Raw genomic sequence first — 12,379 nt, forward strand, 5'->3', positions numbered from 1 at the left:
GCGTTCGGTTGAAATCGGCGTCCTGCCACACCACCTGACAGGCATGATGAGGGAAGACTCAATGAACAGCCGAACGCTTGATGGCGAGATCATCAACGACCGCCTCGATGATATTCGTGTCTATGACGGAGTGCGGACGCGGCGCGTCTTCGCCTTCCTGATCGACTATCTGATTATCGGGCTCCTCCTGATCCCGTTCGGGATCCTGGTGTTCCTGCTTGGCCTGCTGACCCTTGGGCTCGGCTGGATGCTGTTTGCCATCCTCGGCCCCGCCGTCGCGCTCATCTACGTCTGGAAGACGTTAGGCGGCCCGGATCAGGCCACCATCGGCATGCGGATGATGAACATCCGCCTCGAGCGGCTGGACGGCGGTCGTGTCGACGGCATGCTGGCGATCGTTCACACCGTCCTGTTCTGGGCCGGCAACGCGATCCTGACGCCGCTCATCCTTCTCGCAACGCTCTTCCTCGAGCGCAAGCGCACGGTCCACGACCTGCTGCTCGGCACCGTCGTTGCCCGCTCAGATCGTTAAGCCGGCCACCGCTCGGCTGACGATACCGTTTCAAACTTTTTCGTTTGACTTTTTAGCCCGTCAGACGAGCTTATTCAGGTGTACCCTTGGTTGGGACACCTGCCAGAAGCCATGACGCATCAGACGACGCAATCCCCCCAGTTTTTCCTCACCGCCCCGGCTGCCTGCCCTTATCTCGAGGGACAGCAGGAGCGGAAGGTCTTTACCCATCTGGTGGGTGATCGCGCTCCTGAACTGAATGACCTCCTCACTCAGGGCGGCTTCCGCCGCTCACAGAATATTGCGTACAGGCCAGCCTGCGAAACCTGCCGGGCCTGCGTGTCGGTGCGCATCCTCGTCGACGAGTTCAAGCCGACCCGCAACATGAAGCGCGTGCTTGCGCGCAACAGCGACCTCATCGGCTGCGCCAAGCTGCCGGAGACCTCGACCGAGCAGTACTCCCTCTTTCGCACCTATCTCGACCGCCGCCATCGCAGCGGCGGCATGTCGGACATGAGTGTGTTCGACTACGCGATGATGGTCGAGGACACCCACGTCGACACGATGCTGATCGAGTACCGCCGTCGTGGCCCGGACAGCTTCATCACCGGCGAAGGTGAAGGCGAGTTGATCGCCGTCGCGCTCACTGACCGGATGAGTGACGGTCTGTCCATGGTCTATTCGTTCTTCGACCCGGACATGGAGGATCGCTCGCTCGGCACCTTCATGATCCTCGACCACATCAACCGGGCGCGCGCAGCCGGCCTGCCACACATCTATCTCGGCTACTGGGTCAATGGCTCGCGCAAGATGTCGTACAAGATCCGCTTCGAGCCGCAGGAGCACCTTGGTCCGCGCGGTTGGGAGAGGTTCGATCCCGACAACGCCGGCTAGCACCAGCCTTCCTGAAACATTTCCGCGAGTTCGCGCCAACGGCGCAGGAGTTGCTTTATGTCCGAAAAGATGTCGCCGCACACCAAGGGCCTGCTGCTGACAGCCATTGGCGGCCTGGCGCTCACGCTCGACATCCCGCTGATCAAGCTCTCCCAAGGTGACGTCTGGTCGATCCTGCTCCTGCGCGGCGTTTCCACTTTGGTTGCGGCGCTGGTTGCTTGGCTTGCCTGGCGCGCGGTTTCGCGCAACGTGCCGCCGCTGATCCCCGGTAAGGCGGGCCTGGCGGTTGCCGCCTGCTACGGGGTCACCTCCCTCTGCTTCATGAGCGCAGTGTTCTACACATCGACCGCGAACCTCGTGTTCTGCGTCGCCTTCAGCACGGTGTTCTCGACCATCCTGTCATGGCTGTTCCTGCGCGAGGTACCCCGGCCGCAGACGCTGGCTGCCATCACCGTGATGATCGTTGCGATCGGCCTGATCGTACAGGACGGCCTCAGCTCCGGCGGCTGGTTCGGCGACATGCTCGCACTCTTCGCGGCGCTGGCGATCGCCTCCGCGATCGTCATCTCCCGCGCCAGCGGCCGCGATATGGGCTTTACGCCGCTGATTGCCGTCGTCGTGCCGATCCTCATCGGCGGTTCTGTGGTGGCAAGCCAGGGCCTCAACATCCAGGCCCCCTGGTGGATCATCCTCGACGGCCTGATCGTGATCCCGATCGCCTTCTTCCTGCTGGCGACGGGCCCGAAATACATCAGCGGCCCGGAAGTCGCGATGTTCTATCTGCTGGAAACGGTGCTGGCGCCGATCTGGGTATGGCTCATATTCAACGAAGTGCCGTCGGACCAGAGCCTGATCGGCGGCGCGATCCTGATCGGCGCCTTGCTCTGCCATTCGCTGTGGCAGCTGAACCAGAGCCGGCGCCGGCGCGTGACCGCCTGATCACTCGGCGGCGTCGCGGCCTTCCATCTCGTCGGGCGCGTTAGGATCGCCCGGCGCGGTCTCCGCCCCAAGCTCAGGGAAGACGGCAATGCGCATGCCGTGGAAATCGGTGCGCAGGACCAGAAGCCCCCTCTCTTCGAAATAGGTCAGCAGACGACGGGCGCGCGACGGGGAGCGCGTTCCGTAGACGCGTGCCAGCGTCGCGTCGGACGGGCACGGCGCCTTGGAAAGCGCAGCCTGCGCGACGACAAGGAATACGCCGCGGATGTCATCGGTCAGCGTGTCGGCCATCGCTTCGGCCTGCTTCCACTCCTCGCCTTCAGCCGTCTTGTTGTCGACGCCGGCGCGGGCAATGGCGAGGCGCCGCTTGAAGTTGTTGAGGTCGGGCACCTGCCCCGGCACCCGGTGGATGCGGCAGCGGACGATGAAGTCTTGGTAGAGAACGGCAACCGAGCGGAAGCCGGCGTCCGGATCGTCCACGATCTCCCGCAGCACGGCGGCAAGGGCCGCTTCGCGCTCGGCCTCGTCGATCTCCGGGAACAGGCTCGGCGGCGGCTCGGGGGCAGCCATTGGTTCGGCGCGCTGACGGGTCAGCCGCTCAAGGATCTCAGCGGTCGGTGCCGGCGGCGGAGGCGGCGGGCGGCGGACGATGCGGCGCTCCTCTTCCGGGTCGATCTTGAAGATCAGCTCTGCCGCGTCTTCGGGCGCCGTTTCCGGCAGCGGCATCAGCTTGGGGCTGACCGAGCGTGCCGAGGTTTCGACCGGCCCGATAGCGATCGGAAGCGGGCGGCGCGAAATCGCTGGGCCAAGGCCGACAAAGCGGCCGCGCTCAAGATCCCGGAACTGCTCGGCCTGACGCTTGTCCATGCCAAGGAGGTCGGCGGCACGCGCCATGTCGATGTCGAGGAAGGTGCGGCCCATCAGGAAGTTGGAGGCTTCCGCCGCCACGTTCTTGGCGAGCTTGGCAAGGCGCTGCGTGGCGATGACGCCCGCAAGGCCGCGCTTGCGGCCGCGGCACATCAGGTTAGTCATCGCGCCAAGCGAGAGTTTTCGCGCTTCATCCGAAACCTCACCTGCGGCGGCCGGCGCGAACAGCTGTGCCTCATCGACGACGACCAGCACCGGATACCAGTACTCGCGCTCGGCATCGAACATGCCGCCAAGGAAGGCTGCCGCCGCCCGCATCTGCTGCTCGGCGTCGAGGCCTTCGAGGTTGAGCACGGCGGAGACTCGATGCTGGCGGATGCGGCCTGCGATGCGGGTCAGTTCCTGCTCGGTGCGCTGCGCATCAACGACCAGATGGCCGTACTTGTCCGCAAGCGTGACGAAGTCACCCTCCGGGTCGATCACGCATTGCTGCACCCAGGGTGCGGATTGCTCCAGAAGACGGCGCAGGAGGTGCGACTTGCCGGAACCGGAATTGCCCTGCACCAGCAAGCGAGTTGCAAGCAGCTCCTCAAGATCGACCTTGACGGACGCGCTACCCGCACCCTTACCGAGATCGATGCCGACAGTCATCCAGAAATCTCCGTTCGTTGCGCAGCGACAGGCATAGCATCACTGCCGCCCGATGTGTCGCCTGCGAGCCGCAATTCACAAGAGAGCGGCCACCACGCCTCGCGAGGATCGCGAGGCGCCCGTTCTTTGCTGGCGACCGATTGAAGATCAGCCGAACTTGCCGGTGCGCGGGAAGCCCTTAGGCACCATGCGTCCGGCGGAGGCACGCGCGCCCATCCACTCGACGAGCTCTTCCTTGGTGCGCGTGAAGGTGCGCTCGGCGGAATCCTGCCAGGTGAGCCCGTCGGCAAGGTTGAAGGTCTTGATGTCGCAGACGCCGCCGTCCTTGTACTTCTGCAGGCGCACGCCCTTGCCGCGGCCCATCTCGGGCACTTCCGACAGCGGGAAGACAAGCAGCTTGCGGTTCTCGCCGACGATCGCGACGTGGTCGCCCCCGACTGGCAGGCAAAACTTCGCCTCGTCCGGCGCCTTGACGTTCATGACCTGGCGCCCCTTGCGGGTGTTGGCGACAACCTCCGTCTCCGGAACGAGGAAGCCGTTGCCGACATAGGACGACAAGAGCAGCTTGCGCGACGGATCGTGCACGAAGGCGGTGACGATCGCCTGGTCATTCTCCATGTCCACCATGATGCGGATCGGCTCGCCATGGCCGCGGCCGCCCGGCAGCCTGTCGGCGCCGATGGTGAAGAACTTGCCGCCCGTGGTCAGGAACAGGATCTTGTCGGTGGTCTGCGCGTGGAAGGCGAGCTTGAGGGCATCGCCTTCCTTGAAGCTCAGGGTCGAGTAGTCCGACAGGTGGCCCTTCAGCGCCCTCAGCCAGCCCTTTTCCGACACCACGACAGTGATCGGCTCGCGCTCGATCATCGCCTGCTGGATGTCCTCAATGTCGTGTTCCGGCGCATCCGCAAACTGCGTACGACGGCGGCCAAGCTCGGTCGAGGAGCTGAAGCGGTCGCGCAGGCGCTCGACTTCCCAGCGGATCGTCTTCCACTGCTTCTGGTCGGAGTTGAGCAGCGCCTCGATCTGCGCTTTTTCCTCGGAGAGCGCATCGAACTCCTTGCGGATCTCGAATTCTTCCAGCTTGCGCAACGAACGCAGCCGCATGTTGAGGATCGACTCGGCCTGAAGGTCGGTGAGGTCCCAACGGGCCATCATCACAGGCTTCGGTTCATCCTCCTCGCGGATGATCCTGATCACTTCATCGAGGTTCAGGTACGCGATCAGCAGGCCGCCGAGGATTTCCAGCCGGCGCACAATCTCGTCCAGCCGGTGGTTGGAGCGACGGATCAGCACTTCCTTGCGGTGATCGAGCCACTCGCGCAGCACCTGCTTGAGCGACAGCACGCCCGGCACCTTGCCGCGCGACAGCACGTTCATGTTGAGCGGGAAGCGCACCTCAAGCTCGGTGAGCTTGAACAGCGACTCCATCAGCAGCGCCGGATCGACCGTCCTGCTCTTGGGCACCAGGACGACGCGGATGTCCTCGGCACTCTCGTCGCGGATGTCTTCCAGCAGCGGCAGGCGACGCGCCAACAGCAGCTCGGCGATCTTCTCGATCAGGCGCGACTTCTGAACGCCGTACGGGATTTCGGTGACGACGATCTGGTAGGTGCCGCGGCCCTGGTCTTCCACCGCCCACTTCGAGCGGACGCGGAACGAGCCACGGCCGGTCTTGTAGGCCTCCAGCATCGTCTCGAAGGAGTCAACAATGACGCCGCCGGTCGGGAAGTCCGGCCCGCGCACCATATTCTCGTCCGGGTCCTCGTGCGGGACCCGCGTCATCAGGTCCTCGACCTCGGCGTCGGGATTGTCGATCAGGTACAGCGCCGCCTTGCAGAGCTCTGCCACGTTGTGCGGCGGGATCGACGTCGCCATGCCGACCGCGATGCCCGACGAGCCGTTGGCAAGCAGGTTCGGGAAGGCGCCCGGCAGGACAACCGGTTCCTCGTCTTCCTCGTTGTAGGTCGGGCGGAAGTCGACAGCGTCCTCAGTGATGCCAGCAAGCAGCTCGGTCGCCACCTCGGTCATGCGGGCTTCGGTGTAACGCATCGCCGCGGCGCTATCGCCGTCGATGTTGCCGAAGTTGCCCTGCCCGTCCACCAGCGGATAGCGCATGGAGAAGGACTGCGCGAGGCGCACCAGCGCGTCGTAGATCGACTGGTCGCCGTGCGGATGGAATTTACCCATCACCTCGCCGACGATGCGTGCGCACTTGGCGAATGCCTGGTCCGGGTTGAGGCGCAGCAGCCGCATGGCGTGCATGATGCGCCTATGGACAGGCTTCAGCCCGTCGCGGACGTCCGGAAGGGCGCGGTGCATGATGGTCGACAGCGCATAGGCAAGGTACCGCTCCTCGAGCGCCTGCTTCAGGTCGACCGGCTCGATGTGATCATCCCCGCCCGAACCGGGCGGAACTAAGCTGTTTCCCATGCAGTGGGGTTAACTGACTGGGTGATTCGCGGCAAGTGCAACAGGCAAGACGCGGCGAACGGCGCAATTTATTCACCGTTCATTATCCATTCAGATCCCGATTGCCATTGATCCACTTTGCGACAATCCTGCACGCCGGTATGCGTGCTCATCCGCACCCGTGCAGGCCTGCGCACCAGAGAACCAAACCACCATCAGGGGGACTTCATGAACAACTGCCGCCGCCATATCCGTTTCCTGCTGCTGTCGGCAGCAGTTGTCGCAGCGCCGCTGAGCGCGGCCCAGGCGCAGGACGTCAACGCAGCCCTCGAGCGCTTCAAGGCCCTGTGGGAAGAACAGGGCATGGCGATCGAGTGGGAAAACGCCGCCATCAGCGGTGACGACGCCGTCCTCGAGAACGTCACTGTCACCTCGGCAGGCGAGGATTTCGAGGTTTCGAACATTGCCTTCGAGGACATCTCGGATGATCCGGAAGGCTATCGCGTCCGCTCCATCACCATGGACGACTTCGAGGTTGAGGGCGAGGACGGCTTCTATGCGGCCGTCAGCGGCATCGGCATGAACAATGTGCTGATGCCGAACGACGACGTGCGCGACAATTACGGCGGCTTCATCTTCTACGAGAACGCGCATGTCGATGAAGCCCGCATCAGCGTCGACGGTGTTGACGTTGCGTCGATGACGAACTCGCAGATCACGATCACGCCGCCGGTCTCCGGCGCGCCGATCTCCTATACCGGGTCGGTCGAGAAATTCTTCGTCGATCTTTCGCTCGCCAAGGATAACGAGCAATGGCCGATCATCGAGGCCCTAGGCTACCAGCAGATCAGCGGCAGCATCAAATCAAGCGGCAAGTGGAACCCGCAGGACGGCGATTTCGAGCTGACCGAGACCAACATCACCATCAATGATGCCGGCACGCTGGGCATGTCCTTCACCCTCGGCGGCTATACCCGCGAGCTGATCGCCTCGCTGCGCGAGATTCAGCAGCAGATGGCCGACGATCCGGAAGCCGACAGCACGGCTCAGGGCATGGCAGCACTTGGCCTGATGCAGCAGATGAGCTTCCGCAGTGCCGAGATCTCCTTCACTGACGACTCGCTCACCAGCAAGGTGCTGGAGCTCGTCGCCCAGATGCAGGGCATGAGCAAGACCGACGTGGCCGCCATCGCAAAGGGCGCGGTGCCGTTTGCCGTGTCCCAGCTCGGCGATTCCGACTTCACCGCCTCTACCACGCAGGCGGTGTCGGCCTTCCTCGACAACCCGAAGGTCATCCGCATCACCGCGAAGCCAGCGAACGACGTTCCCTTCGCCCTCATCATGGCAGAAGGCATGAGCACCCCGCAGGGCCTGATCAAGACGCTCAACGTCAAGGTGACCGCGAACGACTAATCGCGGATACGACAACAGCAAAAAGGCCCGGCAAACCCCGGGCCTTTTCTTTTGACCTCACTCCGGATGGAGCAAGAAGCCGGCGGCCGCGCCGCCGGCGTCTCAGATCAGTCTTCCTTCTTCGGAGCTACGACGCGCAGCGACAGCTCTCGCAGCTGCTGCGGGGTTGCCTCGGACGGAGCGTTCATCAGCAGGTCCTGTGCCTGCTGGTTCATCGGGAACAGCGAGATTTCGCGCAGGTTCTTCGCGCCAACCAGCAGCATGACCACGCGGTCGATGCCGAAAGCGCAGCCGCCGTGCGGAGGAGCGCCGTACTGGAATGCGCGGTAGAGGCCACCGAAACGCTCCTCGACGTCTTCCTTCGACAGGCCGACCTTCTCGAACGCCTTCACCATCAGTTCCGGCGACTGGTTACGGATCGAGCCCGAGGCGATTTCGAAGCCGTTGCAGACCGCGTCGTACTGGTATGCCTTGAGCGTCAGCGGATCGGCGCTGTCAAACGCCTCGATGCCGCCCTGCGGCATGGAGAACGGGTTGTGGGCGAAGTCGATCTTCTTCTCGTCCTCGTTCCACTCGTAGAACGGGAAGTCGACGATCCAGCAGAGCTCGAAGCGGTCGCGGTCGACAAGGTTCAGCTCCTCGCCAGCACGGGTGCGGGCAGCACCAGCGAACGAGGCGAACTTCTTCGGATCGCCCGCGACGAAGAAGCAGGCGTCGCCGTCATCGAGGCCGAGCTGCTGGCGGACGGCTTCGGTACGCTCCTCGCCGATGTTCTTGGCGATCGGGCCTGCGCCCTCGAGCTTGTCGCCTTCCTTGCGCCAGAAGATGTAGCCGAGGCCCGGCTGGCCTTCGCTCTGCGCCCACGAGTTCATGCGGTCGCAGAAGGCGCGCGAGCCACCGGTCTTGGCCGGGATCGCCCAGACTTCCGCCTTCGGGTCGTTGGCGAGGATGTTCGCGAACACCTTGAAGCCTGAGCCGCGGAAATGGTCGGACACCTCTTCCATGACGATCGGGTTGCGCAGGTCCGGCTTGTCGGTGCCGTACTTGCGCATCGCGACATCGTACGGAATGCGCGGCCAGTTCTTCGTGACCGGCTTGCCGTCGGCGAACTGCTCGAACACCGACGTCATGATCGGCTCCATCGTCGCCCAGATGTCTTCCTGGGTAACGAAGCTCATCTCGACGTCGAGCTGGTAGAACTCGCCCGGCAGGCGGTCGGCGCGCGGGTCTTCATCACGGAAGCACGGCGCGATCTGGAAGTAGCGGTCGAAGCCGGCGACCATCAGCAGCTGCTTGTACTGCTGCGGCGCCTGCGGGAGCGCGAAGAACTTGCCCGGATGGATGCGGCTCGGCACGAGGAAGTCGCGCGCGCCTTCCGGCGACGAGGCCGTCAGGATCGGCGTCGAGTACTCGGCAAAGCCGGCGGCGGCCATGCCAGTGCGCATCGCGGAGATGATCTTTGTGCGCTTGACGATGTTCTTGTGCAGCGTGTCGCGGCGCAGGTCGAGGAAGCGGTACTTGAGGCGGATGTCCTCCGGATATTCCGGCTCGCCGAAAACCGGGAGCGGCAGCTCCTTAGCGGACGACAGGACTTCCATTTCCTGGGCGAAGACTTCGATCTCGCCGGTGGAAAGATTCGGGTTGACCGTGTCCGGTGTGCGCGCCTTAACCTCGCCATCGACGCGGATCACCCACTCGCCGCGAACGGTCTCAGCGGTCTTGAACGCAGGCGAGTCCGGGTCGGCGACAATCTGTGTCAGGCCATAGTGGTCGCGCAGGTCGATGAAGAGCAGGCCGCCATGGTCACGCACGCGGTGGACCCAGCCCGAGAGACGGACGGTCTGGCCGACATCGGCTTTGGTCAACTGGGCGCAGGTGTGGCTGCGGTAACGATGCAGGGTCATGTGAGATTCCGGATTTAATTGGCGGCCGGCGCGGGACTCCGGCGCTTCTTTTGCGCGGTAGAGCGCATGAGAGGCCGGATTTGTCAAGGATAGCGTGCGTTTTGCAAGGCTGCCCGGACAGATCCGCGACAATTCTGCAGTGTCGTCGAAAAGAATTTTGTCCCGGCGGAATGCGGCACGGATGCTGCTGGACCAGCAACCGCCACGACCTGACATTGGCAAGGATTCGCGCGCCGTCGTACCTAGGGTAAGCCTATCCTTCCGATCCGGTGGCGGCACATGAAAAGCCTCGGACCTCTGGTCCCGATTCTCCTCGCTGCGGGTATCCTGCTCGGCGGCAACGGCCTGCAGGGAACGCTGATTGCAGTGCGCGGCGTTCAGGAGGGCTTTTCCCCCGCAGCCATCGGCTTCATGGGCACGGCCTACTTCACCGGCTTCCTGATCGGCTGCCTCGACATCGTGCGGATGATCCGTTCCGTCGGGCATATCCGCTGCTTCGCTGCGCTGGCCGCCATCGCAGCCAGTGCAACGCTCGTAATGGTGATCTCGGTCGACGTCTTTACCTGGGTAGGCGCGCGCTTCGTCTCCGGCTTCTGCTTTGCCGGCCTCTTCACCGTCATCGAAGCGTGGCTCAACTCCGGCGTCGCCAATTCAGACCGCGCGCGGGTGCTTGCCGTCTACCGCATCGTCGACCTCGGCTCAGTTACCGGCGCGCAGTTCCTGATCCCCCTCTTTGGCGCCGGAGGGTTCTCGATCTTCGCCGTCATGGCGATCATGATCACGCTGTCGCTGGTCCCGGTGTCGCTCGGCGACCGTTCCAACCCGGCCGCTCCGCCTGACATCAAGCTCAACCTCAGGCGCGCCTGGGCGATCTCGCCGCTCGCGGCCATCGGCTGCATCGCCGTCGGTATGACCAACAGCGCCTTCCGCACGCTCTCGCCCATCTATGCGCAGGACATCGGCATGTCGGTCGCGGACGTCGCGACCTTCGTCAGCATGTCGATCATCGGCGGCGCGCTGGTTCAGTACCCGCTGGGTTATGCTTCGGACCGCTATGACCGGCGCAAGGTGATCCTGGTCACAACCGCACTCGCGCTTGCCTCGGCGCTGGCGATCGGGCTGCTTGCCGGCGACAACCGACTGCTCAACTTCTCCATCGTTTTCGTGTTCGGCTGCTTTGCGATGCCGCTCTACTCGCTGTCGGCCGCGCATGCCAACGACCGCGCTGGGCCGCACGAGTTCGTCATGCTAAATGCGGCACTCATGCTCTTCTATTCCGTCGGCGCAATCGTCGGTCCGTTCACGGCAGCCGCTGGGATGGAGCGCTTTGGGCCGCACGCGCTGTTCCACTTCTCGGCCGGTGTCTACGTCGTGTTCCTCGTCATCACGATCTGGCGTATGGCGGTGCGCGGTCCAGCCGACGACAGCGAGCGCGGCCGATTCACCGCCCTGCTTCGCACCTCGACGCTGTTTGCACGCCTCGCCCAGTGGCAGGCACGCAAGGAACGCCCTCACCCGCGAACACAAGACCGTGCAGAAGAAGGGGAAAGATAGGCAGAGCGCGGCTCAACACTTGACGTGAACCTCCATGACTGGAATGGAGACAGAAAACCAAGATTTTCGAGCCTGATGCACCTCATCACCCGCCAAGAAGAACTGGAATCCGTCATCGGGGAGCTGTCGCGCTCCGATTTCGTCACCGTCGATACCGAGTTCATTCGCGAGACGACGTTCTGGGCTGAACTCTGCCTCATCCAGATGGCCGCGCCGGGCGTGACTGCCCTCGTCGATCCGCTCGCGCCCGGGCTCGACCTTGCGCCCTTCTTCCGCCTGATGACGGACGAGCGCATCCTCAAGGTGTTCCACGCCGCGCGCCAGGACGTCGAGATCATCTACCATCTCGGCAAGATCATCCCGACGCCGATGTTCGACACGCAGGTTGCGGCGGCGGTTTGTGGCTTTGGTGACAGCGTCTCCTACGATCAGCTTGTGCAGAAGGTCACCGGCGCGCGGATCGACAAGACCTCGCGCTTTACCGACTGGCGCCACAGGCCGCTGTCGGACAAGCAGCTCGAATATGCGCTGGCGGACGTCACCCACCTCATCGACGTCTACCGCCATCTCAAGGACGAGCTGGAGCGCGAGAACCGCGCGCACTGGCTCAACGAGGAGATGAGCGTCCTCACCTCGCCCGAGACCTACGATCCCGATCCTGAAGATGCATGGAAGCGCCTGAAGATGCGCGTGCGCAAGCCGCAGGAGCTGGCGATCATGCAGGCCGTCGCCACCTGGCGCGAATACGAGGCGCGCGAGCGCAACGTGCCGCGCGGGCGCGTGTTGAAGGACGACGCGATCTTCGAGATCGCCCAGCAGGCGCCGCGTGATGCCGCCGCGCTTGCCCGCCTCCGCACCACGCCGAAGGGATGGGAGCGTTCCTCCACCGCCGCAGGCGTGTTGGCAGCTGTCAACAAGGCGCTGGAAATTCCGAAGGATCAGCTGCCGAAGCTGCCCAAGCAGGTGCAGCAGGCCGAAGGCACGAGCGCTGCCGCCGAGCTACTGAAGGTCCTGCTCAAGATCGTCGCCGAGCAGCAGGGCGTCGCGCCGAAGGTGCTGGCCTCTTCCGACGACGTCGAGAAGATCGCAGCATCGGGCGAAAACGCGGACGTTCCCGCCATGCACGGCTGGCGCCGTGAGGTGTTTGGCGAGCGGGCGCTGGCGCTGGTGCGCGGCGAAATCGCCCTCAAATTCGAGAAGCGGAAAATCACCGTCTTCGACACGAAATAAGCCGGCA

At 63.9% G+C, this 12,379-nt stretch carries 9 protein-coding genes; 6 read left to right on the forward strand and 3 right to left on the reverse strand.

Features of this window, described 5'->3' with window-relative positions:
- Positions 1-61 precede the first annotated feature (61 nt).
- From L630_RS0108745 to L630_RS21220, 3 genes are all read left to right on the forward strand, one after another.
- A complete protein-coding gene (locus tag L630_RS0108745) occupies positions 62-532 on the forward strand; it encodes an RDD family protein (RefSeq protein ID WP_024847881.1) in 471 nt (156 codons plus the stop codon).
- 111 nt (positions 533-643) lie between these two features.
- Entirely contained in the window at positions 644-1,405 is a 762-nt protein-coding gene (locus L630_RS0108750) for an arginyltransferase (protein WP_024847882.1), read from the forward strand.
- A 57-nt stretch (positions 1,406-1,462) separates the two neighbouring features.
- On the forward strand, positions 1,463-2,344 hold the full coding sequence (locus L630_RS21220) for a DMT family transporter (RefSeq protein WP_245263691.1): 882 nt from the start codon (positions 1,463-1,465) through the stop codon (positions 2,342-2,344).
- Here the strand turns inward: L630_RS21220 and L630_RS0108760 are convergent, their stop codons facing one another.
- Together L630_RS0108760 and parC are read right to left on the reverse strand one after the other, a co-directional pair.
- Positions 2,345-3,862 (reverse strand): ATP-binding protein, encoded by a 1,518-nt coding sequence (locus L630_RS0108760; RefSeq protein ID WP_024847883.1) that lies wholly within the window; start codon positions 3,860-3,862, stop codon positions 2,345-2,347. It abuts the gene before it with no gap.
- A gap of 147 nt (positions 3,863-4,009) precedes the next feature.
- A complete protein-coding gene (gene parC / locus L630_RS0108765; protein ID WP_024847884.1) occupies positions 4,010-6,292 on the reverse strand; it encodes a DNA topoisomerase IV subunit A in 2,283 nt (760 codons plus the stop codon).
- Positions 6,293-6,499: 207 nt separating this feature from the next.
- Between parC and L630_RS0108770 the strand changes: the two genes are divergently transcribed.
- Complete coding sequence (locus L630_RS0108770; protein ID WP_024847885.1) at positions 6,500-7,684, forward strand: hypothetical protein; 1,185 nt, start codon at positions 6,500-6,502, stop codon at positions 7,682-7,684.
- Positions 7,685-7,791: 107 nt separating this feature from the next.
- On the opposite strand, the gene aspS is transcribed toward L630_RS0108770, so the two are convergent.
- Complete coding sequence (aspS, locus tag L630_RS0108775) at positions 7,792-9,582, reverse strand: aspartate--tRNA ligase (protein WP_024847886.1); 1,791 nt, start codon at positions 9,580-9,582, stop codon at positions 7,792-7,794.
- Between the two features lie 285 nt (positions 9,583-9,867).
- Between aspS and L630_RS0108780 the strand changes: the two genes are divergently transcribed.
- Together L630_RS0108780 and rnd are read left to right on the forward strand one after the other, a co-directional pair.
- Complete coding sequence (locus tag L630_RS0108780) at positions 9,868-11,142, forward strand: MFS transporter (RefSeq protein ID WP_024847887.1); 1,275 nt, start codon at positions 9,868-9,870, stop codon at positions 11,140-11,142.
- A 75-nt stretch (positions 11,143-11,217) separates the two neighbouring features.
- On the forward strand, positions 11,218-12,372 hold the full coding sequence (gene rnd, locus L630_RS0108785; protein ID WP_024847888.1) for a ribonuclease D: 1,155 nt from the start codon (positions 11,218-11,220) through the stop codon (positions 12,370-12,372).
- Positions 12,373-12,379: the final 7 nt, after the last annotated feature.

Origin of the sequence: Aminobacter sp. J41 (assembly GCF_000526635.1) — a bacterium.
Taxonomy (GTDB): Bacteria; Pseudomonadota; Alphaproteobacteria; order Rhizobiales; family Rhizobiaceae; genus Aerobium.